Source organism: Enterobacter vonholyi (assembly GCF_008364555.1).
GTDB classification, from domain to species: domain Bacteria; phylum Pseudomonadota; class Gammaproteobacteria; order Enterobacterales; family Enterobacteriaceae; genus Enterobacter; species Enterobacter vonholyi.
The window spans coordinates 1-26,228 of record NZ_VTUC01000038.1 but is presented as its reverse complement, the minus strand read 5'-3'; the positions used below and the strand labels follow the sequence as shown (position 1 = coordinate 26,228).

Below are 26,228 nucleotides of genomic sequence, written 5' to 3'. Positions count from 1 at the left end.
TTTATGCTGAGCATTCTCTGGAATCTGGCGGCGTTCATTGTTGCACTGGGTGTACTGATTACCGTGCATGAATTTGGCCATTTCTGGGTTGCTCGCCGCTGTGGCGTGCGCGTAGAGCGGTTTTCCATCGGTTTTGGTAAATCACTCTGGACGCGCACAGACCGTCATGGCACAGAGTTTGTCATCGCCCTTATTCCGCTGGGCGGCTACGTCAAAATGCTCGACGAACGCGTCGAGCCTGTCGCTCCCGAGCTGCGACACAGCGCATTCAACAATAAAACCGTTGGACAACGCGCTGCCATCATTGCTGCCGGACCGGTAGCCAACTTTATCTTTGCGATTTTTGCGTACTGGCTGGTGTTTATCATCGGCGTTCCTGGCGTACGTCCTGTGGTGGGTGAAATTGCCCCCAACTCCATTGCGGCGAGTGCGCAAATTACATCCGGGATGGAACTTAAAGCGATTGATGGCATCGAAACCCCTGATTGGGATGCCGTGCGACTGCAGCTGGTAGCCAAAATTGGCGATCCGCAGACCACCATCAGCGTATCGCCGTTTGGTTCTGATACGCGTCAGGACAAAGTACTTGATTTACGCCACTGGCGTTTCGAGCCAGACAAAGAGGATCCCGTCGCTGCGCTGGGCATTCGTCCGCGCGGCCCGCAGATCGAGCCGGTATTAGCCGAAGTACAGGCAAATTCGGCAGCGAGCAAAGCGGGTTTGCAAGCGGGCGACAGGATCGTTAAAGTCGATGGTCAACCATTAACAGAGTGGATGACCTTTGTTACTCTGGTGCGCGATAATCCGGGAACGTCTCTCGCGCTGGAAGTTGAAAGGCAGGGTAGTCCGCTTTCGCTGACGCTGATTCCGGATACGAAGTCGGTCGGCAAAAAGGCAGAAGGGTTTGCAGGCGTTGTGCCAAAAGTGATCCCGCTGCCAGATGAGTACAAGACAATACGCCAGTATGGGCCGTTCAGCGCCATCCTTGAAGCCACGGATAAAACATGGCAACTGATGAAGCTGACGGTCAACATGTTGGGGAAATTGATAACCGGTGATGTGAAACTGAACAACCTCAGTGGGCCAATTTCGATTGCTCAGGGGGCTGGGATGTCAGCGGAATTCGGGGTGATTTACTATCTCATGTTCCTCGCGCTCATTAGCGTGAACCTTGGGATAATCAACCTGTTCCCGCTTCCCGTTTTAGACGGGGGTCATCTGCTGTTTTTAGCGATTGAAAAGCTAAAAGGCGGACCGGTATCCGAGCGAGTTCAAGACTTTAGTTATCGCATTGGCTCGATTCTGCTGGTGCTGTTAATGGGGCTTGCACTTTTCAATGATTTCTCTCGGTTGTAAGAGAGTGTTAGGAAGAACGCATAATAACGATGGCGATGAAAAAGTTGCTCATAGCGTCGCTGCTGTTTAGCAGCGCCACCGTATACGGTGCTGACGGGTTCGTAGTGAAAGACATTCATTTCGAAGGCCTCCAGCGTGTCGCCGTTGGTGCGGCCCTCCTCAGTATGCCTGTACGCCCCGGCGATACGGTTAATGATGATGATATCAGTAACACCATCCGTGCTCTGTTTGCCACCGGCAACTTTGAGGACGTTCGCGTCCTGCGCGATGGTGATACGCTGCTGGTACAGGTAAAAGAACGTCCAACGATCGCCAGTATCACTTTCTCCGGTAACAAGTCGGTGAAAGATGACATGCTCAAGCAGAACCTTGAAGCATCGGGTGTTCGTGTGGGTGAATCTCTGGACCGCACAACCCTTTCAGACATTGAAAAAGGTCTGGAAGACTTCTACTACAGCGTCGGTAAATACAGTGCCAGCGTGAAAGCGGTTGTCACTCCGCTGCCACGTAACCGTGTTGACCTGAAGCTGGTCTTCCAGGAAGGTGTTTCTGCGAAGATCCAGCAGATCAACATTGTCGGCAACCATGCGTTCAGCACCGACGAACTGATCTCCACCTTCCAGCTGCGCGATGAAGTGCCATGGTGGAACGTGGTAGGCGATCGCAAATACCAGAAACAGAAACTGGCGGGCGACCTTGAAACCCTGCGCAGCTACTATCTCGATCGTGGCTATGCGCGTTTCAACATCGACTCGACTCAGGTCAGTCTGACTCCGGACAAGAAAGGCATCTACATTACGGTTAACATCACTGAAGGCGAGCAGTACAAGCTTTCTGGTGTTGAAGTGAGTGGTAATCTGGCGGGGCATTCTGCTGAAATCGAATCACTGACCAAAATTCAGCCAGGCGACCTGTATAGCGGTTCCAAGGTAACCAAAATGGAAGACAGCATCAAGAAGCTGCTCGGCCGCTATGGTTATGCCTATCCGCGCGTACAGACTCAGCCTGAAATCAATGATGCGGATAAAACCGTTAAGCTGCATGTGAATGTTGATGCGGGCAACCGTTTCTACGTGCGTAAGATCCGCTTCGTCGGTAACGACACCTCCAAAGATTCCGTTCTGCGTCGCGAAATGCGTCAGATGGAAGGCGCATGGTTGGGTAGCGACCTCGTTGATCAGGGTAAAGAGCGTCTGAACCGTCTGGGTTATTTTGAAACGGTGGATACCGATACCCAGCGCGTACCGGGCAGCCCGGATCAGGTTGATGTCGTTTATAAAGTGAAAGAGCGCAACACCGGTAGCTTCAACTTCGGTGTGGGCTACGGTACTGAAAGCGGCGTCAGCTTCCAGGTCGGCGTGCAGCAGGATAACTGGCTGGGTACAGGTTACTCTGTCGGTATTAACGGCACCAAAAACGACTACCAGACCTACTCTGAGTTCTCTGTAACTAACCCATACTTCACCGTAGACGGTGTGAGCCTGGGCGGTCGTATTTTCTATAACGACTTTAAAGCAGACGACGCGGATCTGTCTTCTTACACCAACAAGAGTTACGGTGTAGACGGTACGCTTGGCTTCCCGGTTAACGAATACAACACCCTGCGTGCGGGCTTAGGTTACGTGCATAACGACCTGTCCAACATGCAACCTCAGGTGGCGATGTGGCGTTATCTGGACTCTATCGGCCAGTCAACCAGCAAAACTGGTCATGACAATGGCTTCGCGGCGGATGACTTCACCTTTAACTACGGTTGGACCTATAACCGTCTCGACCGCGGCTACTTCCCAACGGAAGGTTCTCGCGTCAACCTGAACGGTAAAGTTACAGTTCCGGGTTCCGATAACGAGTTCTATAAGGTCACGCTTGATACCGCATCCTACTTCCCGATCGATGACGATCATAAGTGGGTGGTTCTGGGTCGTACCCGTTGGGGCTATGGCGATGGTCTGGGTGGCAAAGAACTGCCGTTCTATGAAAACTTCTATGCGGGTGGCTCCAGCACCGTTCGTGGTTTCCAGTCCAACAACATTGGTCCGAAAGCGGTTTACTACGGCGGGAACGACAAAGATAACTGTAATAAGTCTTCCTCTTCCGAAGTCTGTAGCTCTGATGACGCGGTGGGCGGTAACGCCATGGCCGTTGCCAGCCTGGAGTTCATCACGCCAACGCCGTTTATCAGTGATAAATACGCGAACTCGGTCCGTACGTCCTTCTTCTGGGATGCAGGTACCGTGTGGGATACCAACTGGCAGAATACTGCCCAGATGCGCGCAGAGGGCGTTCCAGACTACAGCGATCCGAGCAATATTCGCATGTCTGCCGGTATCGCATTACAATGGATGTCACCGCTGGGGCCGTTGGTCTTCTCTTACGCCCAGCCGTTTAAGAAATACGATGGAGACAAAGCGGAGCAATTCCAGTTTAACATTGGTAAAACCTGGTAATAATCCGCTGCAAAGGAATGCGTTGGCAGTGTAGCGCTGACAACTGGCGATCGGTAACACGGTCGCCTTGCCACGCAAAGAACGGTACCTTCTGGTGCCAATGGGATGGTAAGGAGTTAATTGTGAAAAAGTGGTTATTAGCTGCAGGTCTCGGTTTAGCGATGGCAACTTCTGCTCAGGCAGCAGACAAAATTGCAATCGTCAACATGGGTAATTTGTTCCAGCAGGTTGCACAGAAAACAGGTGTTTCTGCGACTCTGGAAAACGAATTCAAAGGCCGTGCAAGCGAACTGCAGGGTATGGAAAACGATCTTCAGTCCAAAATGCAGCGTCTGCAGCGTGATGGTTCTACCATGAAAGCAAGCGACCGCAGCAAGCTGGAAAAAGACGTAATGGCTCAGCGCCAGACGTTCTCCCAGAAAGCGCAGGCTTTCGAGCAGGATCGTCAGCGTCGTTCTAACGAAGAACGCGGCAAGCTGGTGACTCGCATTCAGACCGCTGTTAAAGCAGTGGCTGCCGATCAGAGCATCGATCTGGTTGTTGATGCGAACGCCGTTGCTTTCAACAGCAAAGATGTTAAAGACATCACTGCTGATGTTCTGAAACAGGTTAAATAAGTAATGCCTTCAATTCGACTGGCTGATTTAGCTCAGCAGTTGGATGCAGAATTACACGGTGATGGCGATATCGTCATCACCGCTGTTGCGTCCATGCAATCTGCTAAAGCTGGCACGATTACCTTCATGGTAAGCCCTAAGTACCGTGAGCAACTGGCTCAATGCCAGGCGTCAGCTGTTGTACTGACGCAGGACGATCTTCCATTTGCCACTGTAAGCGCGCTGGTAGTGAAAAACCCCTACCTGACGTATGCACGCATGGCTCAAATTCTCGATACCACGCCGCAGCCGGCCCAGAACATTGCTGCCAGTGCAGCGATTGATGCGACGGCCAGGCTGGGTAACAACGTCGCCGTTGGCGCGAATGCGGTTATCGAATCCGGCGTTGTGCTGGGCGATAACGTCGTCATTGGCCCAGGTTGCTTCGTTGGGAAAAATACGAAAATCGGCGCCGGGACCCGTTTATGGGCCAACGTGTCCGTTTATCATGACGTTGAAATTGGCGAAAATTGCCTCGTCCAGTCCAGCACCGTGATTGGTTCCGATGGCTTTGGTTACGCTAACGATCGCGGTAACTGGGTTAAGATCCCGCAGCTTGGTCGCGTTATTATTGGCGATCGCGTAGAGATCGGCGCCTGTACCACCATTGACCGTGGCGCGCTTGACGACACGATCATTGGCAATGGTGTTATCATCGATAACCAGTGCCAGATTGCGCATAACGTTGTGATTGGCGACAATACCGCGGTTGCGGGTGGCGTCATCATGGCAGGCAGCCTGAAAATTGGCCGTTATTGCATGATTGGCGGCGCGAGCGTGATTAATGGCCATATGGAAATATGCGACAAGGTCACCGTGACGGGAATGGGCATGGTAATGCGTCCTATCACTGAACCTGGCGTCTATTCCTCCGGCATTCCGCTTCAGCCCAACAAGGTATGGCGTAAAACAGCAGCTCTGGTGATGAACATTGATGATATGAACAAGCGCCTCAAGTCTCTTGAGCGTAAGATCGATCAACAAGATTAAGCGTCATCCGTTTAACGCTATTTTTCCCGGCCTGTCGGCTTTCTAATAAACCGGCAGGCCGTGTTATTATTGTTATCAGTACATTTTGACAGGAAGAGTATTTTGACTACTGACACTCATACTCTGCATATTGAAGAGATTTTAGAACTTCTGCCGCACCGCTACCCGTTTCTGCTGGTAGACCGTGTGCTGGATTTTGAAGAAGGTCGTTTTCTGCGCGCAGTGAAAAATGTTTCCGTGAACGAGCCGTTCTTCCAGGGGCACTTCCCTGGTAAGCCTATCTTCCCGGGTGTGTTGATTCTGGAAGCGATGGCTCAGGCTACCGGTATTCTGGCGTTTAAAAGCGTCGGTAAACTGGAGCCAGGTGAGCTGTATTACTTCGCGGGTATTGATGAAGCGCGCTTTAAGCGCCCTGTCGTGCCTGGTGATCAGATGATCATGGAAGTCACTTTTGAAAAAACGCGTCGTGGCCTGACTCGCTTCAAAGGCGTAGCGCTGGTTGACGGCAAAGTTGTTTGCGAAGCGACGATGATGTGTGCTCGTAGCCGGGAGTCCTGATACGTGATTGATAAATCCGCCTTTATTCATCCTACCGCTATTGTGGAAACCGGTGCCATCATTGGCGCTAACGTCCATATTGGCCCGTTTTGTATTGTTGGACCCCATGTCGAAATTGGTGAGGGTACAGTACTGAAATCTCACGTTGTCGTGAACGGTCACACGACCATTGGCTGCAATAACGAGATCTATCAGTTCGCTTCCATCGGCGAAGTTAACCAGGATCTGAAATATGCTGGTGAGTCGACCCGTCTGGAAATTGGCGATCGTAACCGTATTCGCGAAAGCGTCACCATTCATCGTGGAACAGTACAGGGTGGTGGGTTGACGAAGGTGGGCAGCGATAACCTGTTTATGGTTAATGCGCATATCGCGCACGACTGTACCGTAGGTGACCGCTGTATTCTTGCCAACAACGCAACGCTGGCAGGACACGTATCGGTTGATGACTTCGCAATTATTGGCGGCATGACCGCAGTCCATCAGTTCTGCATCATTGGTGCGCACGTGATGGTTGGCGGATGCTCCGGTGTGGCGCAGGACGTCCCACCGTATGTGATTGCGCAGGGCAACCATGCCACGCCGTTTGGCGTGAACATCGAAGGCCTCAAGCGTCGTGGTTTTAGTCGCGAAGCGATTACTGCCATCCGCAACGCGTACAAACTGCTGTACCGTAGCGGTAAAACGCTGGAAGAGGCGAAGCCGGAAATTGCCGAGCTGGCGAATAAGCACCCGGAAGTGAACGCGTTCATGGAATTCTTTGACCGTTCTACTAGGGGTCTGATTCGTTAATGGTCGACAGTCGTCCGCTTACGATAGCCCTGGTCGCCGGAGAAACCTCCGGCGATATTCTTGGTGCAGGTCTCATCCGCGCGCTTAAGGCGCGTGTACCCAATGCTCGCTTTATCGGCGTTGCTGGCCCGCTAATGCAGGCCGAAGGCTGTGAAGCCTGGTATGAAATGGAAGAGCTCGCCGTGATGGGCATCGTTGAGGTGCTGGGGCGGCTACGCCGTTTGCTGCACATCCGCGCCGATCTCACCCGTCGTTTTACCGAACTCAAACCCGATGTGTTTGTCGGTATCGATGCACCTGATTTCAACATTACCCTCGAAGGGAATCTGAAAAAGCAGGGTATCAAAACGATTCACTACGTCAGTCCGTCCGTCTGGGCGTGGCGACAGAAACGCGTTTTCAAAATCGGACGGTCCACCAACCTGGTGCTGGCTTTTCTGCCTTTCGAAAAAGCGTTTTACGACAGATTTAATGTTCCGTGCCGTTTTATCGGTCATACCATGGCTGATGCGATGCCCTTGGATCCGGATAAAAACGCGGCGCGCGACGTGCTGGGCATTCCCCATGATGTGCACTGTCTGGCCTTGCTGCCGGGCAGCCGTGGCGCAGAGGTTGAGATGCTGAGCGCCGATTTCCTCAAGACAGCGCAAATTCTTCGCCAGACGTACCCCGATCTCGAAGTTGTAGTGCCGCTGGTGAATGCCAAACGCCGCGAGCAGTTTGAGCGCATCAAAGCTGACGTCGCCCCGGATCTCCACGTCCGTCTTCTGGACGGCAAAGGGCGGGAAGCGATGTATGCGAGCGATGCCGCACTGCTGGCCTCCGGCACGGCGGCGCTGGAATGCATGCTGGCGAAATGTCCGATGGTGGTCGGTTATCGCATGAAGCCGTTCACTTTCTGGCTGGCAAAACGTCTGGTGAAAACGGATTATGTCTCCCTGCCGAACCTGCTTGCCGGGCGCGAGCTGGTGAAAGAACTGCTGCAGGATGAGTGCCAGCCGCAGGCGCTTGCCGATGCGCTGCTGCCGCTGCTCGCCAACGGCAAGACCAGCCACCAGATGCACGATACCTTCCGCGAACTGCATCAACTGATCCGCTGTAATGCTGATGAGCAAGCGGCCGATGCGGTGCTGGAGCTAGCGAAATGATGGAATTTGTTTATCCTCACACCCACCTTGTGGCGGGCGTGGACGAAGTGGGTCGTGGTCCGTTAGTCGGGGCAGTGGTGACCGCTGCGGTGATCCTCGATCCGGCTCGGCCGATCGTCGGGCTGAACGACTCTAAAAAATTGTCTGAAAAGCGCCGGCTGGCGCTGTTTAGTGAGATTCAGGAGAAGGCGCTGGCCTGGAGCCTGGGGCGCGCTGAACCGCATGAAATAGATGAACTGAATATTTTGCACGCCACGATGCTGGCGATGCAGCGTGCGGTAGCGGGCCTGAAAATTTCCCCGGAATATGTCCTGATTGACGGCAACCGCTGTCCGGCATTGCCCATGCCTTCAATGGCGGTAGTCAAAGGCGATAGCCGGGTCGCAGAAATTAGCGCAGCTTCTATTATTGCCAAAGTGACGCGCGACGCTGAAATGGCCGCGCTGGACCTCACTTACCCTCAGTACGGTTTCGCCCAGCACAAGGGGTATCCCACACCTTTCCACCTGGAGAGGCTGGCTGAACATGGCGCAACCGAACACCACCGGCGCAGTTTCGGCCCGGTGAAACGCGCGCTGGGACGGGTGTCCTGAATCAATACGCAAGCAATTAAGTAACGCGGAATCTGAAGATGGCTGAACCACGTTTCGTACACCTGCGGGTGCATAGCGACTACTCCATGATCGATGGGCTGGCGAAGACCGGGCCGCTGGTAAAAAAGGCGGCCTCCCTTGGCATGCCTGCGCTGGCGATCACCGATTTTACCAACCTGTGTGGCCTGGTGAAGTTCTACGGAACAGCGCACGGCGCGGGGATAAAGCCCATCGTCGGCGCGGATTTCCACGTGCAGAGCGACCTCATCGGGGATGAACTGACGCAAATCTCCGTGCTGGCGATGAACAACACGGGTTACCAAAACCTCACGCTGCTTATCTCAAAAGCCTATCAGCGCGGATATGGTGCGCTGGGCCCGTGGATCGACCGCGACTGGCTGGCCGAGCTCAACGAAGGGCTGCTGCTGATCTCCGGTGGCCGTATGGGTGACGTCGGCAAATCACTGCTGCGCGGTAACAGCGCGCTGGTGGATCAATGCGTCTCGTTCTACGAAGAGTATTTCCCGGATCGTTATTATCTGGAGTTGATCCGCACCGGTCGCCAGGACGAAGAGAGCTATCTTCATGCGGCGGTCGCACTTGCGGAAGAACGCGGTCTGCCCGTCGTCGCGACAAACGATGTACGCTTTCTCGAACCGGGAGATTTTGACGCGCACGAAATTCGCGTGGCGATCCACGATGGCTTTACGCTCGACGATCCGAAGCGGCCGCGTAATTACTCCGCTCAACAGTACATGCGCAGCGAGGAGGAGATGTGTGAACTCTTCTCCGATATTCCCGAAGCGCTGGAAAACAGCGTAGAGATCGCCAAGCGCTGCAACGTTACCGTCCGCCTCGGCGAATACTTCCTGCCGCAGTTCCCGACGGGTGACATGACCACGGAAGATTTCCTGGTCGCGAAATCAAAAGAAGGTCTGGAAGAGCGTCTGGAATTCCTGTTCCCGGATGAAGAAGAGCGTAAAAAGCGTCGTCCTGAGTATGACGAACGCCTGGACATTGAACTCCAGGTGATCAACCAGATGGGCTTCCCGGGCTACTTCCTGATCGTTATGGAGTTTATCCAGTGGTCGAAAGATAACGGCGTGCCGGTCGGGCCGGGGCGTGGCTCCGGTGCAGGTTCGCTGGTGGCGTATGCGCTGAAAATTACCGACCTCGATCCGCTGGAATTCGACCTGCTGTTCGAACGTTTCCTCAACCCGGAACGTGTCTCGATGCCCGACTTCGACGTCGACTTCTGCATGGAGAAACGCGACCAGGTGATTGAGCACGTGGCCGATATGTACGGCCGTGACGCGGTATCGCAAATTATTACGTTCGGTACGATGGCGGCAAAAGCGGTTATCCGCGACGTGGGCCGCGTGCTGGGTCACCCGTACGGGTTTGTCGATCGCATTTCTAAGCTGGTGCCGCCCGATCCGGGCATGACGCTGGCAAAAGCGTTTGAAGCCGAGCCGCAGCTGCCGGAAATCTACGAGGCGGACGAAGAGGTCAAAGCGCTGATCGACATGGCGCGCAAGCTTGAAGGCGTCACGCGTAACGCCGGTAAGCATGCGGGGGGCGTGGTTATTGCGCCGACCAAAATTACCGACTTCGCGCCGCTCTACTGCGATGAAGCCGGTGAGCATCCGGTTACTCAGTTTGATAAGAACGACGTGGAATACGCCGGGCTGGTGAAGTTTGACTTCCTCGGCCTGCGTACGCTGACGATCATCGACTGGGCGCTGAAGATGATCAACCCGCGCCGGGAAAAGCAGGGTCTTGAGCCGATAGACATTGCCGCCATCCCGCTGGATGACAAGAAAAGTTTCGACATGCTGCAGCGCTCGGAGACGACAGCCGTCTTCCAGCTTGAATCCCGCGGCATGAAAGATCTGATTAAACGTCTGCAGCCTGACTGCTTCGAAGATATGATCGCACTGGTAGCCCTGTTCCGTCCGGGCCCACTGCAATCAGGGATGGTAGATAACTTTATCGACCGTAAGCACGGTCGCGAAGAGATTTCTTACCCGGACGTTCAGTGGCAGCATGAAAGCCTGAAGCCGGTACTGGAACCAACATACGGCATCATCCTGTATCAGGAACAGGTCATGCAGATTGCCCAGGTGCTTTCCGGCTATACGCTCGGCGGCGCGGACATGCTGCGTCGTGCGATGGGTAAGAAAAAGCCGGAAGAGATGGCCAAGCAGCGCTCCATTTTTGAAGATGGGGCGAAGAAAAACGGCGTTGACGGCGAGCTGGCGATGAAAATCTTCGACCTGGTGGAGAAATTCGCCGGGTACGGATTTAACAAATCTCACTCCGCCGCCTATGCTTTGGTGTCGTATCAAACGCTGTGGCTGAAGGCGCACTATCCTGCTGAGTTTATGGCGGCGGTAATGACCGCGGATATGGATAACACCGAGAAGGTGGTTGGCCTGGTGGACGAGTGCTGGCGCATGGGACTCAAGATCCTGCCGCCGGATATTAACTCAGGGCTCTACCACTTCCACGTCAACGATGACGGAGAGATCGTTTACGGGATCGGCGCGATCAAAGGCGTAGGCGAAGGTCCGATCGAGGCGATCATCGAAGCGCGCAACAACGGCGGGTATTTCCGCGAGCTGTTCGATCTTTGCGCCCGTACCGATACCAAAAAACTGAACCGTCGCGTGCTGGAAAAACTGATCATGTCCGGCGCGTTTGACAGGCTGGGGCCGCACCGCGCCGCGCTGATGAATTCCCTCGGCGACGCCCTGAAAGCGGCGGATCAGCACGCAAAAGCGGAAGCCATTGGTCAGGCAGATATGTTCGGTGTGCTGGCGGAAGAGCCAGAGCAGATCGAGCAATCCTATTCCAACTGCCAGCCGTGGCCAGAACAGGTGGTACTGGATGGGGAGCGTGAAACGTTAGGCTTGTACCTGACGGGACACCCGATCAACCAGTACATTAAAGAAATTGAGCGCTATGTCGGCGGCCACAGGCTTAAAGACATGCATCCGACAGAACGTGGTAAAATCACTACGGCTGCGGGGCTCGTGATTGCTGCAAGGGTTATGGTCACCAAGCGCGGCAATCGTATCGGCATCTGTACGTTGGATGACCGTTCCGGGCGTCTGGAGGTGATGCTGTTCACCGACGCGTTGGATAAATACCAGCAATTGCTGGAAAAAGACCGCATACTTATCGTCAGCGGACAGGTCAGCTTTGATGACTTCAGTGGGGGGCTTAAAATGACCGCCCGCGAAGTGATGGACATTGACGAAGCCCGGGAAAAATATGCTCGCGGGCTTGCTATCTCGCTGACGGACAGGCAAATTGATGACCAGCTTTTAAACCGACTCCGTCAGTCTCTGGAACCCCACCGCTCGGGGACAATTCCAGTACATCTCTACTATCAGAGGGCGGATGCACGTGCGCGGTTGCGCTTTGGTGCAACGTGGCGTGTCTCTCCGAGCGATCGTTTACTGAACGATCTCCGTGGCCTCATTGGTTCGGAGCAGGTGGAACTGGAGTTTGACTAATACAGGAATACTATGAGTCTGAATTTCCTTGATTTCGAACAGCCGATTGCTGAGCTGGAAGCGAAAATCGATTCTCTGACAGCGGTAAGCCGTCAGGATGAAAAACTGGATATTAACATCGACGAAGAAGTGCATCGTCTGCGCGAGAAAAGCGTAGAGCTGACGCGCAAAATCTTTGCCGATCTTGGCGCATGGCAGGTGGCCCAGCTGGCTCGCCATCCACAGCGTCCGTACACCCTGGATTATGTCCGCCTGGCGTTTGACGAATTTGACGAACTGGCAGGCGATCGCGCATACGCTGACGACAAAGCTATCGTTGGCGGTATCGCGCGTCTGGACGGACGCCCGGTGATGATCATTGGTCATCAGAAGGGTCGTGAAACCAAAGAGAAAATCCGTCGTAACTTCGGTATGCCAGCACCAGAAGGCTACCGTAAAGCCCTGCGTCTCATGGAGATGGCTGAGCGTTTCAACATGCCAATCATCACCTTCATCGACACACCGGGTGCATACCCTGGCGTGGGCGCGGAAGAGCGCGGTCAGTCTGAAGCCATCGCGCGCAACCTGCGCGAGATGTCTCGTCTGAAGGTGCCGGTCATCTGTACAGTTATCGGTGAAGGTGGCTCCGGCGGTGCGCTGGCAATTGGCGTGGGCGATAAAGTGAATATGCTGCAGTATAGTACCTATTCCGTTATCTCCCCGGAAGGCTGTGCATCCATTCTGTGGAAAAGCGCCGACAAAGCGCCGCTGGCTGCAGAAGCAATGGGCATCATTGCGCCACGCCTGAAAGAGCTGAAGCTGATCGATTCCATCATCCCGGAACCGCTGGGTGGCGCACATCGTAAGCCGGAAGTGATGGCAGCGTCTCTGAAAGCGCAACTGCTGGCAGACCTGGCGGACCTGGACGTGCTGAGTACAGAAGATCTGCTCAACCGCCGTTACCAGCGTCTGATGACCTACGGTTACGCGTAAGCTTCACAATTATCTGAAAAGCCGCACACTGTTGCGGCTTTTTTTATACCTGCGGTTTAGCCGGGCTATGCTTAGCTAATGTTTTTAAGGGAGGAAGCCCATGAATATCATTGCCATTATGGGGCCACACGGCGTCTTTTATAAAGATGAGCCGATTAAGGAGCTGGAGCAAGCCCTGCAGTCGCGCGGGTATCAGCTAATCTGGCCGCACAACAGCGCCGACCTGCTGAAGTTCATCGAGCACAACCCGCGCATCTGCGGCGTGATCTTCGACTGGGACGAATATGATCTCGAACTGTGCAGCGATATCAACAAGCTGAACGAATACCTCCCGCTGTACGCATTTATTAATACTCACTCAACCATGGACGTCAGCGCCAATGATATGCGTATGGCGCTGTGGTTTTTTGAATATTCCCTCGGCGTAGCGGACGATATTGCGACCCGAATTCAGCAATACACGAATGAATATCTCGATAACATCACTCCGCCGTTTACCCGCGCGCTCTTCACCTACGTGAAGGAGGGGAAATATACCTTCTGTACGCCAGGCCATATGGCGGGGACGGCCTACCAAAAAAGCCCGGTGGGCTGCCTGTTCTATGATTTCTTTGGTGGCAACACGCTGAAAGCGGACGTGTCAATTTCGGTCACCGAATTAGGCTCTCTGCTGGATCACACCGGCCCTCATCTGGAAGCCGAAGAGTATATCGCCCGCACCTTTGGGGCCGAGCAGAGCTATATGGTGACCAACGGCACCTCGACCTCGAACAAAATCGTCGGGATGTACGCCGCGCCTGCCGGCAGCACCCTGCTGATTGACCGTAACTGCCATAAATCGCTGGCGCACCTGCTGATGATGAGCGACGTCGTACCGCTCTGGCTGTCGCCCACGCGTAACGCGCTCGGTATTCTTGGCGGCATTCCGCGCCGGGAGTTTACCCATGAAGCCATTGAAAGTAAGGTCGCGGCAATTCCTGGCGCAAGCTGGCCTGTTCATGCGGTCATCACCAACTCGACCTACGACGGTCTGCTGTACAACACAAACTGGATCAAAAAGACGCTGGACGTGCCGTCGATCCACTTCGATTCCGCGTGGGTACCGTACACTAATTTCCACCCGATTTACGCGGGTAAAAGCGGCATGAGCGGCGAGCGCGTGCCGGGTAAAGTATTCTTCGAAACGCAGTCGACGCACAAAATGCTGGCCGCGTTTTCCCAGGCTTCGCTTATTCACATTAAAGGCGAGTACGACGAGGAGACCTTTAACGAAGCCTTTATGATGCATACCACCACCTCGCCGAGCTATCCGCTGGTGGCGTCTATCGAAACGGCCGCGGCGATGCTGCGCGGCAACCCGGGTAAACGTCTCATCAACCGTTCGGTGGAGCGCGCGCTGCATTTCCGTAAAGAGGTGCAGCGGCTGAAAGATGAAGCCGACGGCTGGTTCTTTGATATCTGGCAGCCGGAAGAGATTGATGAGGCAGAATGCTGGCCCGTCTCGCCCGGCGAAGACTGGCATGGTTTCCGGGATGCCGATAGCGACCATATGTTCCTCGACCCGGTAAAAGTGACGATCCTGACGCCGGGCATGGACGAGCAGGGCAGGATGAGCGATGAAGGTATTCCGGCCGCGCTGGTCGCGAAATTCCTTGATGAACGTGGCGTGGTGGTGGAGAAAACCGGTCCCTATAACCTGCTGTTCCTGTTCAGCATTGGGATCGACAAAACCCGGGCGATGGGATTGCTGCGCGGGCTGATGGAGTTTAAGCGAGCCTACGATCTCAACCTGCGGGTAAAGAACATGCTGCCGGATCTCTACGCGGAGGATCCTGACTTCTACCGTAATATGCGCATTCAGGATCTGGCCCAGGGGATCCACAGGCTGATCCGTCAGCACGATCTGCCGCGTCTGATGCTTCAGGCGTTCGATGTCTTACCGGAGATGAAGTTTACCCCGCACAAGGCATGGCAGCGCCAGGTGAAAGGGGAGGTCGAAACCGTTGAGCTGGAAAACCTGGTCGGGCGCGTATCGGCGAACATGATCCTGCCCTACCCACCGGGCGTACCGCTCCTGATGCCGGGAGAGATGATTACCGAAGAGAGTCGGGCCGTGCTCGATTTCCTGCTGATGCTTTGTTCGGTAGGGCGTCACTATCCCGGTTTTGAGACGGATATCCACGGTGCGAAGCGCGACGAAAACGGCGTTTACTGGGTGCGAGTCCTAAAATAAGGGTGACCGCTTGCATGGTGCGGGTTTTCGGTTGTAACGTTCAGGGATCATAAAAAGGAGAAGCTATGCTGGGTTTAAAAGCTGTTCATCATATTGCGATCATTGCGACCGATTACGCGAAAAGTAAGGCCTTTTACTGCGACATCCTTGGCTTCACGCTTATGAGTGAGGCCTACCGCGAGGAGCGTGACTCCTGGAAGGGTGACCTGGCGTTAAACGGGCAGTATGTGATTGAACTGTTCTCTTTTCCTTTTCCTCCTGCTCGTCCGTCCCGCCCGGAAGCCTGCGGCCTGCGCCATCTCGCCTTCAGCGTCGATGACCTGGATAGCGCAGTTAAGCATCTGGAAGCACACGGCGTGACGTGCGAAGCGATTCGCGTCGATCCGTTCACCGACAAGCGCTTTACCTTTTTCAACGACCCGGACGGCCTGCCGCTGGAGCTTTATCAGCAGTAATGTTCGTCCTGTGTGATAATGCCCGCTCAGCTCGGGCATTTTTTATGTGTAATTCCCTATGACCTTACCCGCTATCGCACAAGCCGTTTCACCGTACCGCCAGCTGCTGGTGGGGTTTAGCGGTGGCCTGGATTCCACCGTTCTGCTCCATCGCCTTAAGCGCTGGCGCGATCGGGAACCTGACGTCCAGCTCCGGGCGATGCATATTCATCACGGATTAAGTCCTCACGCAGAGGAGTGGGTGGCGCACTGCGAAGCCTTGTGTGCGGCCTGGGCGATCCCGCTCATCGTTGAACGCGTCATGCTTGCGGAGGAAGGGCTGGGCATCGAGGCGCAGGCACGTAAAGCCCGCTATGCCGCGTTTGCCGGGGCATTACGTACCGGAGAAGCGCTGGTCACGGCCCAGCACCTGGACGATCAGTGTGAAACCTTTCTACTTGCGCTTAAGCGGGGCAGCGGGCCGGCGGGGCTTTCTGCCATGCCGGCGCGTTCTGACTTTGCCGGTACAACGTTACTGCGTCCGCTGCTTGGCGAGACGCGCGCCTCGCTTGAAGCCTGGGCGCGAGAATATCAGCTGAACTGGATTGAAGATGAGAGCAACCGGGATGACGGCTATGACCGCAACTTCCTTCGTCTGCGCGTCCTTCCGCTTTTAAGCGAGCGCTGGCCGCATTTCGCCGACGCGACGGCAAGAAGCGCCATGCTGTGCGCCGAACAGGAGTCGTTGCTGGACGAGCTGTTGAGCGGCGAGCTGGCTGGGCTGATTTCTGCCGACGGAGGGCTGGCGATCGCCCCGATGCAAGCGATGAGCCCGGTACGTCGCGCCGCGCTGTTACGCCGCTGGCTGGCCTCTCATCATGCGGCAATGCCATCGCGGGCGATGCTGAGCCGTATCTGGGACGAAGTTGCCATGGCGCGGGATGATGCTTCCCCGTGCGTCCACCTGAATGGTTTTGACGTTAGACGCTATAAAGGGGAACTCTGGTGGATAAAGTCCATGCCCTCGCTGACTGATGTAGTGCTCGACTGGCTTTCTCCTGACGCACCGCTGGTATTGCCCGGTGAGGCAGGACGCGTTTCTCTCCTGTCGTCTGGTCATGTGCGGCTGCCGAAGCCCGGTGAACCGGTCACCGTGCGCTTCAAGGCTGGCGGCGTGCTGCATATTGTCGGGCGCAACGGGGGACGCAAGCTGAAGAAAATCTGGCAGGAGTGCAACGTGCCGCCGTGGCTGCGCGACACCACGCCGCTGCTGTTCTATGGTGAAACGTTGATTGCTGCGGCAGGGGTTTTCATTACGGAAGAGGGTTGGACAGAAGAGGGTGTCCGTTTTGAGTGGCAGAAAGCGTAACGGGCAGCCAGGCTGCCCGTTAGTGTCATCAGGATTCGCTCACCACGACGGTGCCGATTTGCGGGTGGCTGAAGCTGGCTATTTTGTCCAGACGCAGCTCACGCGTCGCACCGGCATCTTCCACTATCAGGTATTCCACATTCTTGCGTGAAACCAGATCGCTGGCTTTTGCCTTCAACACTTCGCCATCTTTTAGCTCCAGCGTCAGTAATAAATGATGCTGGCAGGCGAGTTCGAGGTTGTCATAGTCATCACAATTGATGGGTTGATAAGTATCATTCATCGACATAATCGCTCACCAGTAAATTCGCCGCAGCATATGCTGCTTTTTCCCTGACTGACTCTGAAAGGCTCTCATCAGAGGCCACTTCATTAAGCACTTTCAATACACAGCCCAACGCGTCCGGGACATACCCCAGATCTCCGCTGGCGATTTCCGCATACCGTTTGCGAATTAACTCACAATAATTATTCACATCCCCTCCCGCCAGCGCACTGACTTACTGTGAGATATCATTAAGCCTACGAAGATAAACTCGGTTTAGCAAGGTGACTATACCATACTCATTTAAGCAATATCAGCGCCTTGATAGCGGTGTATTTATCATCCCATAACAGCCTTTTGCCGCGGTTTTCGCTACAATGAGTGCCTGATTCGAATGGAGTTCTCTCATGGCGCTGAAAGCGACAATTTATAAAGCAGTGGTCAATGTGGCCGATCTTGATCGCAACCAGTTCCTCGACGCGTCGCTTACGCTGGCACGCCATCCCTCCGAAACCCAGGAGCGCATGATGCTGCGCCTGCTGGCGTGGATTAAGTACGCCGACGAGCGTCTGCAGTTTACCCGTGGGTTAAGCGCAGAAGACGAGCCTGAAGCCTGGCTGCGCAACGATCATCTGGGTATCGACTTGTGGATCGAACTCGGCCTGCCTGACGAGCGCAGAATTAAGAAGGCCTGCACCCAGTCCGCTGAAGTGGCCTTATTCGCGTATAATCAGCGTGCTGCGGAGATTTGGTGGCAGCAAAACAAGAGCAAGTGCGGACAGTTTAAAAATCTCACGGTTTGGTATCTGGATGATGAGCAGCTGGCTCAGCTGAGCGAGTTTGCCAGCCGGACCATGGTGTTGCAGGCGACGATTCAGGATGGCGCCATCTGGCTCTCTGATTCTCAGAATAATCTGGAAATTCATTTGACGGCGTGGCAGCCCGCGTCATGATCGTCTTGTCCCGTAACGTCAGCATTCCTGACAACGAGCTGGAGATTACCGCCATCCGTGCTCAGGGGGCCGGTGGGCAGCACGTCAACAAGGCGTCGACGGCTATCCATTTGCGTTTTGACATTCGGGCCTCGAGCCTGCCAGAGTATTATAAAGAAAGCCTGCTTGCTGCCAGCCATCACCTGATCACCAGCGATGGTGTGATTGTGATCAAAGCCCAGGAGTACCGCAGCCAGGAGCTCAACCGGGAAGCGGCGATAGCCAGGCTGGTGGCGGTCATCAAAGAATTAACGGCAGTACAAAAAAGCCGCCGGGCAACGCGGCCAACCCGCGCATCGAAAGAGCGTCGGCTGTCCTCGAAGGCCCAAAAATCCACAGTGAAAGCACTACGCGGTAAAGTTCGTCGCCCAACAGAGTGACGAAAGGGAACACAATTTTCATAAGGAATTCATTGTGAAAAAAGCATTATGGTCAGCGATGGCAGTGAGCACGCTGTTTGCGCTTTTCGGTTGTAACAACCGCTCCGAAACGCAGATGTTACAACCCACGCAAACGGAAGAGTTAAAACCAATGCAGCAGAGCTGGCGCGGCGTATTGCCTTGCGCAGACTGCGAAGGCATTGAAACGTCTCTGTTCCTGCAAAAAGACGGCACCTGGGTAATGAACCAGCGCTATCAGGGCGCTAAAGAACCCTCGTCATTTGCAACTTACGGAACATGGGCGCGTACGGCTGAGAAGCTGGTTCTGACGGATACCTCCGGTGAGAAAACCTTTTTCCGCGCCAAAGGCGAGGGGATGGAGATGCTTGACCGCGAAGGCAACCCGATTGAATCCCAGTTCAACTACACGCTTGCGCCGGTAAAAGCGGCTCTGCCTGCCACGCCTATGGCAATGCGGGGGATGTACTTCTATATGGCGGATGCGGCGATCTTTACCGACTGCGCAACCGGCAGGAAGGTTAGCGTGGCAAACAATGCGCAGCTTGAACGTGATTACGCCGTAGCACGCGGTAATGACAGCAAGCCGGTATTGCTGACGGTTGACGGTCACTTTACGCTTGAACCAAACCCGGATAGCGGAGAGATGGTGAAAACGCTGGTGGCGGATAAAGGCGCGAAATTTATTGCGGGCAAAGACTGTAACAGTAAATAAGCTGACGTAGCACCATTAAAAAACCCCGCCTGAGCGGGGTTTTTTTGTTTAGCCTTTAATGGCTTTCACCAGGTAATCAAGGATGTCGCCGGTCTTGATCATCTGTTTTTCGCCGCTGCGACGGTATTTGTATTCAATCTCATCGCTGTCGAGATTACGGTCGCCGATAACGACGGTGTGTGGGATGCCGATCAGTTCCATATCGGCGAACATCACGCCCGGACGCTCTTTACGGTCATCCATCAGCACTTCGATGCCCTGAGCGCGCAGCTCGGCATACAGCTTCTCGGCCAGCTCCTGCACGCGGTAAGACTTGTGCATGTTCATTGGCAGAATGGCGACCTGGAACGGCGCGATATTGTCCGGCCAGACGATGCCGCGCTCGTCGTAGTTCTGCTCAATCGCCGCAGCCACCACGCGCGTCACCCCGATACCGTAGCAACCCATGGTCAGGATCTGGTTACGGCCATCTTCGCCCTGAACGGCGGCGTTCAGCGCACGAGAGTATTTATCGCCCAGCTGGAAGATGTGACCGACCTCGATGCCGCGCTTAATCATCAGGGTACCCTGGCCGTCCGGGCTTGGATCGCCTGCGACCACGTTACGGATGTCAGCCACTTCCGGCGTCGCCACGTCGCGATCCCAGTTGATGCCGAAGTAGTGTTTACCGTCGATGTTCGCACCAGCGGAGAAGTCGCTCATCGCGGCTACCGTGCGGTCAATAACAACAGGCACCGGCAGATTGACTGGACCCAGTGAACCTGGACCCGCATTGACCACGGCGCGGATTTCCGCTTCCGTGGCGAACGTCAGCGGGCTGGCTACCTGCGGCAGCTTCTCGGCTTTCACTTCGTTCAGCTCGTGATCGCCACGCACCAGCAGGGCAACCAGCGGGTAAGCGCTGCCTTCGGTGGATTTCACCAGCAGCGTTTTCACGGTTTTTTCGATCGGCAGATTGAACTGCTCAACCAGCTCAGCGATGGTTTTCGCGTTTGGCGTATCAACCAGCGTCATCTCTTGCGTTGCCGCAGCACGCGGTTCTTTTGGTGCCAGCGCTTCTGCAAATTCGATGTTCGCCGCGTAGTCTGAAGAGTCAGAGAAGATCACATCGTCTTCACCGCTCTGCGCCAGAACCTGGAACTCATGGGATGCGCTACCGCCGATGGAGCCGGTATCAGCCTGCACAGCACGGAAATCCAGACCCATGCGGGAAAAGATTTTGCTGTATGCCGCGTACATTGCGTCGTAAGTCTCTTGCAGTGATTCCTGAGAGGTATGGAAAGAGTAGGCATCTTTCATCAGGAATTCGCGAGAGCGCATGACGCCGAAACGCGGGCGAACTTCGTCACGGAACTTGGTCTGGATCTGGAAGAAGTTCAGCGGCAGCTGTTTGTAAGAGCTCAGCTCATTACGAATCAGGTCGGTAATAACTTCTTCATGCGTTGGGCCGAGAACGAACGGACGCTCGCCGCGATCGACGAAGCGCAGCAGTTCAGGACCATATTGTTCCCAACGGCCACTCTCCTGCCACAGGTCAGCGGGCTGAACCACAGGCATGGACACCTCGATAGCACCGGCGTTGTTCATCTCTTCACGCACGATGTTTTCGACTTTTTTCAGGACGCGCACGCCGGTCGGCAGCCAGGTATATAACCCGGAGGCCAGCTTGCGGATCATCCCGGCGCGCAGCATCAGCTGATGGCTGATCACTTCGGCGTCGGCAGGCGTCTCCTTCAGAGTGGAGAGCAGATATTGGCTAGTACGCATGTTGTTACGGTTCCATTTCGACGATTGGAACAGGCTGAAACACCAGCCTGACACAAAAAAAGTGGTTTAGTTTACCAGTGTGGTAAAGATGCCAAAAGAGAGGAGAACAAAATTACCTGGGTTCAAGGGCAAACACTTCAAAACCTGCCCCGGTGACGCGCCAGCGAACGTTAAAATCCATCAGCCAGACGGCGTACGTTTTTCCTGCTTCCTCTTCTTTACGGTAGGCCGGGCGCGGGTCCTGTGCCAGAACTTCGGTGATGAAATCCCGTAAGCGAGGATAGCGTTTCTCCAGCTGACCGAGCTGTGCGGTTATCTCAGGCGTAAAATACACCGGCATGTCCGCCTGTGGTGCGTCCTGAGCATAACTTGCACGCGCGTTCGGGAGGGCTTCGGCGAAGGGCAAATAGGGCTTGATGTCGATAACCGGCGTGCCGTCGACCAGGTCCATGCTACCTAACTCCAGTATCACCCGATCTTTCTGGCAGCGTATGCCTTTCAGTTCAACCAGCGACATGCCAACCGGGTTTGGACGGAAGGTCGAGCGCGTTGCAAACACGCCCATTCTCGCATTGCCGCCAAGACGAGGAGGACGCACGGTAGGTCGCCAGCCGCCTTCCATCGTCTGGTGAAACACGAACACCACCCATAAATGGCTGAAAGCCTCGAGCCCGCGTACCGCATCGGCCTGATTGTAAGGCGCAATCAGGTGAAGCTCACCGCTTCCGCTGGTGACCAGACCGGGCTGGCGAGGGACGGCGAACTTCTCTTTATAAGGAGAGTGGATAACGCCTATCTGCTCGAACTGAAATGCACTCATTTCGCCGTGATGTTCAGCGCAGAACCGATGCAAACCGCCTGACGGTAGCAGCCCGGCGTGCCGCTGGTGACTTCACAGCTGTGCAGCAGAACCGCGTTAGCTTTCATTTTTGCGGCATTAATCTGCATGCGTTTACGCGCTGTCGGAATATTTGGTGGTGAGTCCTGATTGGTCGCCTGACAGGATTCGCCGCTCACTTCGCCCAGCTCACGGAACGGTTTACCGACGAGTTCGTCCGCTTTCGTGATAATGCGAACCGGCGCAGGGCGAACCACTTTCGGTTTCGCAGGCTCGGTCTTTGGCGGGGTTGCCGTGCTTTGAACAGGTTCAACGGGAGATCTGCTTAGCATAGAACAGCCGCTCAGCATGAGTGCTAAAAGACAGATCGGTAAAGCACGCATAATATTTCCTCAATGGATAATCAAAACGTCAGATATTGAATCAGTTGACTGCACAAATGACAAGACGGGCATAAGCCCGTCCTGATGATATTACACTGAGGTGAGATTACCAGCCTTTAACAGCGCCGCCGTTAAACACTTTGTTGGCTTCCTGGTAAACTTCATCTGACTGATAGGCCTGAACGAATTTCTTCACGTTTTCCGCGTCCTTGTTGTCTTCGCGAGTCACGATCAGGTTAACGTACGGGGAGTCTTTATCTTCAACGAAGATACCGTCTTTGGCTGGCGTCAGGCCAATCTGGCTGGCGTACGTGGTGTTGATAACGGCCAGAGCAATCTGTGCATCGTCCAGAGAACGTGGCAGCTGCGGTGCTTCCAGTTCAACGATTTTCAGATTTTTCGGGTTCTCGGTGACGTCCAGAACGGTTGGCAGCAGGCCAACACCGTCTTTCAGTTTGATCAGGCCCACTTTCTGCAGCAGCAGCAGGGAACGACCAAGGTTAGTCGGGTCGTTAGGCACGGCAACCTGAGAGCCTGGCTGCAGTTCGTCCAGTGATTTAATTTTCTTAGAGTAACCGGCAATCGGATAAACGAAGGTGTTACCCACGCCCACCAGTTTATAGCCGCGATCTTTAATCTGCTGATCCAGGTATGGCTTATGCTGGAAGGCATTCGCGTCGATATCGCCTTTGCTCAGCGCTTCGTTCGGCAGAACGTAATCGTTGAAGGTGACCAGCTCTACGTCCAGGCCATACTTCTCTTTTGCTACTTTCTGAGCAACTTCTGCAACCTGCTGTTCTGCACCCACGATAACGCCCACTTTAATGTGGTTTGGATCCTTTTCGTCCTGACCGCAACCCACCAGTGCCAGAGAGCCGATCAGCGCGCCTACTGCTGCGAAGGTCTTTAATTTAAACGCCATGTTTTATCCTTAACTCGTAGAGTTTGTGTTGTGTGTAACGTTATTTGTGCGTAACAGCCCGGACGATGCGATCGCCAGAGAACTGGATTAAGTAAACCAGAACAACCAGCAATACCAGAACGGTATTCATCACGGTCGCGTTATATCCAATATAGCCGTACTGGTAACCAATCTGACCTAAACCGCCGGCACCAACGGCACCGCCCATCGCGGAATAACCGACCAGGGTGATAAGCGTAATAGTTGCCGCATTCACCAGCCCTGGCAGCGCCTCAGGCAACAGAACCTTGCGGACGATCTGCATCGGCGTGGCACCCATCGCACGGGAAGCTTCGATCAAACCGGTTGGGATCTCCAGCAAGGCGTTCTCCACCATACGGGCGATAAACGGAGCAGCGCCAACGGTCAGCGGAACGATCGCCGCCTGCAGACCGATAGACGTTCCGACGATCACGCGGGTAAACGGAATCATCCACACCAGTAAAATAATGAACGGGATAGAACGGAAGATGTTCACCAGCGCAGAGAGCGTACGGTACAGCTTCGCGTTCTCAATGATTTGACCCGGACGCGTCACGTACAGCAACACGCCGACCGGCAGGCCAATCACAAAACCAAAGAAGCCAGAGACAAAGGTCATTGCCAGCGTTTCCCAAACGCCGCGAACCAGCAGCCACATCATCGGCTCAGACATAACCCAGTACCTCTACTTTTACGTGATGTTCTTGCAGCCAGGCAATAGCTGCCTGGGTTTCTTCTTGTGTGCCGTGCATTTCTGTCAGCATGATGCCGAACTTCACGCCACCGGCGTAATCCATCTGCGCGCTGATGATGTTGTTGTTCACGTTAAAGCGACGCGCGGTTTCGGAAAGCAGGGGAGCATCAACGGACTGACCGGTGAACTCCATGCGCAGCATCGGGACGCTGTCAGCAGCGGGTTCGGTCTTCAAACGCTCCAGATAGTCTTCCGGGATATCCAGATGCAGGGTGGACTGGATGAACTGCTGCGCCAGCGGGGTTTTCGGATGCGAGAACACTTCACTTACCGTGTCCTGCTCGATCAGTTCACCGTTGCTAATGACCGCCACGCAGTCGCAGATGCGTTTCACCACATCCATCTCGTGCGTAATAAGGAGGATCGTCAGGCCCAGACGACGATTAATGTCCTTCAGCAGTTCCAGAATAGAACGCGTGGTTGCGGGATCCAGTGCGCTGGTGGCCTCATCGCACAGCAGTACCTTAGGATTGCTGGCCAGCGCGCGGGCGATGGCCACACGTTGTTTTTGCCCGCCGGACAGATTTGCCGGGTAGCTATCATGTTTATCGCCCAGACCCACGAGGTCGAGCAGCTCGGTGACGCGACGCTTCACTTCTTCTTTTGGCGTGTTATCCAGCTCAAGCGGTAAGGCAACGTTGCCGAACACGGTGCGGGAAGCCAGCAGGTTAAAGTGCTGGAAAATCATGCCAATCTGACGACGCGCTTTGGTGAGTTCTTTCTCTGAAAGGGCGGTGAGTTCCTGGCCGCCAACTTCTACGCTGCCCTGGGTTGGACGCTCAAGCAGGTTAACACAACGGATCAGCGTGCTTTTACCTGCACCCGATGCGCCAATGACGCCATAAATTTGACCAGCAGGAACATGCAGGCTGACATTGTTCAGCGCCTGAATGGTTCGGTTCCCCTGCTGGAACACTTTGGTGATATTGGAAAGTTTAATCATTAGATTATTTTTATCGTATGTAAGTTAGCCGTGGCATTTTCTTCTGCCAGATACGGGTGATGACCGTAAACAAAACGGATGTTAAGGCATCCAGACGTCTAAATCAATCCAACTATGCACGATGAGCACTTTATTGCGCTGCGATTCATGAGATACTAGTTGAACATGCCTTTTTCAGGAGCAAACCGGTGGCAAAATCAGTACCCGCAATTTTTCTCGATCGTGATGGCACTATTAATGTGGATCACGGTTATGTCCATGAGATTGATGAGTTCGAGTTTATCGAGGGCGCAATAGATGCCATGCGCCAGCTGAAAGAGATGGGGTATGCGCTGGTGGTCGTGACGAACCAGTCCGGTATTGCACGCGGTAAATTCACCGAAGCGCAGTTCGAAACGCTGACGGAATGGATGGACTGGTCGCTGGCCGACCGCGGTGTGGATCTCGATGGCATCTATTATTGTCCACACCACCCACAGGGAACCGTAGAAGAGTATCGTCAGACCTGTGATTGCCGTAAGCCGCATCCGGGGATGTTCATCTCTGCGCAGGAGTTCCTGCACATTGATATGGCGGCTTCTTATATGGTGGGCGATAAACTGGAAGATATGCAGGCAGCCACAGCAGCGGGTGTAGGGACCAAAATATTAGTACGCACCGGCAAGCCTGTGACGCCAGAAGCTGAGAATGCGGCGGATTGGGTAATTAATAGTCTGGCCGAGCTGCCAAAAGAGATTAAAAAGCACCAAAAATAGCCTTTCTGGTGAAAAGATGAGCGGTTGAAATAAAAATGCATTTTTCCGCTTGTCATTCCTCGGCGGCCCCCTATAATGCGCCTCCATCGACACGGCGGATGTGAATCACTTCACACAACAAGCGGTTCGGTTGAAGAGAAAAAATCCTGAAATAACGGGTTGACTCTGAAAGAGGAAAGCGTAATATACGCCACCTCGCAACGGTGAGCGAAAGCCGCGTTGCACTGCTCTTTAACAATTTATCAGACAATCTGTGTGGGCACTCAAAGTGACATGGATTCTTAACGTCCTCGGACGAAAAATGAATACCAAGTCTCTGAGTGAACATACGTAATTCATTACGAAGTTTAATTCACGAGCATCAAACTTAAATTGAAGAGTTTGATCATGGCTCAGATTGAACGCT

General features: G+C 54.4%; 25 protein-coding genes. 17 read left to right on the top strand and 8 right to left on the bottom strand.

Features of this window, described 5'->3' with window-relative positions; all coding sequences use genetic code 11:
* Nucleotides 1-3 precede the first annotated feature (3 nt).
* From rseP to tilS, 13 genes are all read left to right on the top strand, one after another.
* On the top strand, nt 4-1,356 hold the full coding sequence (rseP, locus tag F0319_RS20805; protein ID WP_111963994.1) for a sigma E protease regulator RseP: 1,353 nt from the start codon (nt 4-6) through the stop codon (nt 1,354-1,356).
* 29 nt (nt 1,357-1,385) lie between these two features.
* Nucleotides 1,386-3,803 carry an outer membrane protein assembly factor BamA gene (gene bamA / locus F0319_RS20800; RefSeq protein ID WP_111963993.1) on the top strand — a complete coding sequence of 806 codons (2,418 nt, stop codon included), beginning with the start codon at nt 1,386-1,388 and terminating at the stop codon, nt 3,801-3,803.
* A 122-nt stretch (nt 3,804-3,925) separates the two neighbouring features.
* A complete protein-coding gene (gene skp / locus F0319_RS20795; RefSeq protein WP_045907838.1) occupies nt 3,926-4,420 on the top strand; it encodes a molecular chaperone Skp in 495 nt (164 codons plus the stop codon).
* A 3-nt stretch (nt 4,421-4,423) separates the two neighbouring features.
* Complete coding sequence (lpxD, locus tag F0319_RS20790) at nt 4,424-5,449, top strand: UDP-3-O-(3-hydroxymyristoyl)glucosamine N-acyltransferase (RefSeq protein ID WP_111963991.1); 1,026 nt, start codon at nt 4,424-4,426, stop codon at nt 5,447-5,449.
* A 102-nt stretch (nt 5,450-5,551) separates the two neighbouring features.
* A complete protein-coding gene (fabZ, locus tag F0319_RS20785; RefSeq protein WP_010426706.1) occupies nt 5,552-6,007 on the top strand; it encodes a 3-hydroxyacyl-ACP dehydratase FabZ in 456 nt (151 codons plus the stop codon).
* Nucleotides 6,008-6,010: 3 nt separating this feature from the next.
* The gene (lpxA, locus tag F0319_RS20780; RefSeq protein ID WP_023310462.1) at nt 6,011-6,799 is read left to right on the top strand and encodes an acyl-ACP--UDP-N-acetylglucosamine O-acyltransferase; all 789 of its coding nucleotides are present in this window, start codon (nt 6,011-6,013) and stop codon (nt 6,797-6,799) included.
* Nucleotides 6,799-7,947 (top strand): lipid-A-disaccharide synthase, encoded by a 1,149-nt coding sequence (gene lpxB, locus F0319_RS20775; protein ID WP_111963990.1) that lies wholly within the window; start codon nt 6,799-6,801, stop codon nt 7,945-7,947. Before lpxA ends, lpxB begins: the two co-directional genes overlap by 1 nt.
* Nucleotides 7,944-8,540: a ribonuclease HII gene (gene rnhB / locus F0319_RS20770; protein WP_008501897.1), complete on the top strand. Its 597-nt coding sequence runs from the start codon at nt 7,944-7,946 to the stop codon at nt 8,538-8,540. Before lpxB ends, rnhB begins: the two co-directional genes overlap by 4 nt.
* A 38-nt stretch (nt 8,541-8,578) precedes the next feature.
* The gene (gene dnaE, locus F0319_RS20765; protein WP_111963989.1) at nt 8,579-12,061 is read left to right on the top strand and encodes a DNA polymerase III subunit alpha; all 3,483 of its coding nucleotides are present in this window, start codon (nt 8,579-8,581) and stop codon (nt 12,059-12,061) included.
* Nucleotides 12,062-12,073: 12 nt separating this feature from the next.
* The gene (gene accA / locus F0319_RS20760) at nt 12,074-13,033 is read left to right on the top strand and encodes an acetyl-CoA carboxylase carboxyl transferase subunit alpha (protein ID WP_111963988.1); all 960 of its coding nucleotides are present in this window, start codon (nt 12,074-12,076) and stop codon (nt 13,031-13,033) included.
* A 100-nt stretch (nt 13,034-13,133) separates the two neighbouring features.
* Nucleotides 13,134-15,266, top strand: coding sequence for a lysine decarboxylase LdcC (locus F0319_RS20755; protein ID WP_149367690.1), 2,133 nt, complete (start codon nt 13,134-13,136; stop codon nt 15,264-15,266).
* A gap of 65 nt (nt 15,267-15,331) precedes the next feature.
* Complete coding sequence (locus F0319_RS20750) at nt 15,332-15,721, top strand: VOC family protein (RefSeq protein WP_023334583.1); 390 nt, start codon at nt 15,332-15,334, stop codon at nt 15,719-15,721.
* Nucleotides 15,722-15,779: 58 nt separating this feature from the next.
* Nucleotides 15,780-17,069 carry a tRNA lysidine(34) synthetase TilS gene (gene tilS, locus F0319_RS20745; RefSeq protein ID WP_149367689.1) on the top strand — a complete coding sequence of 430 codons (1,290 nt, stop codon included), beginning with the start codon at nt 15,780-15,782 and terminating at the stop codon, nt 17,067-17,069.
* Between the two features lie 28 nt (nt 17,070-17,097).
* Here the strand turns inward: tilS and rof are convergent, their stop codons facing one another.
* Both rof and F0319_RS20735 read right to left on the bottom strand, forming a co-directional pair.
* Nucleotides 17,098-17,358: a Rho-binding antiterminator gene (rof, locus tag F0319_RS20740; RefSeq protein WP_008501890.1), complete on the bottom strand. Its 261-nt coding sequence runs from the start codon at nt 17,356-17,358 to the stop codon at nt 17,098-17,100.
* Nucleotides 17,345-17,545, bottom strand: a complete 201-nt coding sequence (locus F0319_RS20735; protein ID WP_008501889.1) for a YaeP family protein — start codon at nt 17,543-17,545, stop codon at nt 17,345-17,347. Before F0319_RS20735 ends, rof begins: the two co-directional genes overlap by 14 nt.
* 196 nt (nt 17,546-17,741) lie before the next feature.
* Between F0319_RS20735 and F0319_RS20730 the strand changes: the two genes are divergently transcribed.
* The 3 genes from F0319_RS20730 to nlpE are packed head-to-tail and all read left to right on the top strand — an operon-like array spanning nt 17,742 to nt 19,439.
* Nucleotides 17,742-18,287 (top strand): YaeQ family protein, encoded by a 546-nt coding sequence (locus tag F0319_RS20730; protein WP_023310470.1) that lies wholly within the window; start codon nt 17,742-17,744, stop codon nt 18,285-18,287.
* Nucleotides 18,284-18,706 (top strand): alternative ribosome rescue aminoacyl-tRNA hydrolase ArfB, encoded by a 423-nt coding sequence (gene arfB, locus F0319_RS20725; protein WP_032649720.1) that lies wholly within the window; start codon nt 18,284-18,286, stop codon nt 18,704-18,706. Before F0319_RS20730 ends, arfB begins: the two co-directional genes overlap by 4 nt.
* A gap of 34 nt (nt 18,707-18,740) precedes the next feature.
* On the top strand, nt 18,741-19,439 hold the full coding sequence (gene nlpE, locus F0319_RS20720; RefSeq protein WP_149367688.1) for an envelope stress response activation lipoprotein NlpE: 699 nt from the start codon (nt 18,741-18,743) through the stop codon (nt 19,437-19,439).
* Nucleotides 19,440-19,487: 48 nt separating this feature from the next.
* Here nlpE and proS read toward each other — a convergent pair whose 3' ends face one another.
* The 6 genes from proS to metN form a co-directional block, all read right to left on the bottom strand.
* A complete protein-coding gene (proS, locus tag F0319_RS20715) occupies nt 19,488-21,206 on the bottom strand; it encodes a proline--tRNA ligase (RefSeq protein ID WP_111963984.1) in 1,719 nt (572 codons plus the stop codon).
* A 112-nt stretch (nt 21,207-21,318) separates the two neighbouring features.
* Nucleotides 21,319-22,026, bottom strand: coding sequence for a tRNA (N6-threonylcarbamoyladenosine(37)-N6)-methyltransferase TrmO (tsaA, locus tag F0319_RS20710; protein ID WP_149367687.1), 708 nt, complete (start codon nt 22,024-22,026; stop codon nt 21,319-21,321).
* On the bottom strand, nt 22,023-22,427 hold the full coding sequence (gene rcsF, locus F0319_RS20705; protein ID WP_008501883.1) for an Rcs stress response system protein RcsF: 405 nt from the start codon (nt 22,425-22,427) through the stop codon (nt 22,023-22,025). The genes tsaA and rcsF overlap by 4 nt, the downstream gene beginning before the upstream one ends.
* Nucleotides 22,428-22,533: 106 nt before the next feature.
* Complete coding sequence (gene metQ / locus F0319_RS20700) at nt 22,534-23,349, bottom strand: methionine ABC transporter substrate-binding lipoprotein MetQ (protein WP_014168729.1); 816 nt, start codon at nt 23,347-23,349, stop codon at nt 22,534-22,536.
* A gap of 40 nt (nt 23,350-23,389) precedes the next feature.
* Nucleotides 23,390-24,043 (bottom strand): methionine ABC transporter permease MetI, encoded by a 654-nt coding sequence (locus tag F0319_RS20695; RefSeq protein WP_003856130.1) that lies wholly within the window; start codon nt 24,041-24,043, stop codon nt 23,390-23,392.
* Nucleotides 24,036-25,067 (bottom strand): methionine ABC transporter ATP-binding protein MetN, encoded by a 1,032-nt coding sequence (gene metN, locus F0319_RS20690; RefSeq protein WP_023310475.1) that lies wholly within the window; start codon nt 25,065-25,067, stop codon nt 24,036-24,038. The genes F0319_RS20695 and metN overlap by 8 nt, the downstream gene beginning before the upstream one ends.
* Nucleotides 25,068-25,255: 188 nt before the next feature.
* On the opposite strand from metN, the gene gmhB reads away from it, so the two are divergent.
* Nucleotides 25,256-25,822 carry a D-glycero-beta-D-manno-heptose 1,7-bisphosphate 7-phosphatase gene (gene gmhB, locus F0319_RS20685; RefSeq protein WP_111963981.1) on the top strand — a complete coding sequence of 189 codons (567 nt, stop codon included), beginning with the start codon at nt 25,256-25,258 and terminating at the stop codon, nt 25,820-25,822.
* The last annotated feature ends 406 nt before the right edge of the window (nt 25,823-26,228 follow it).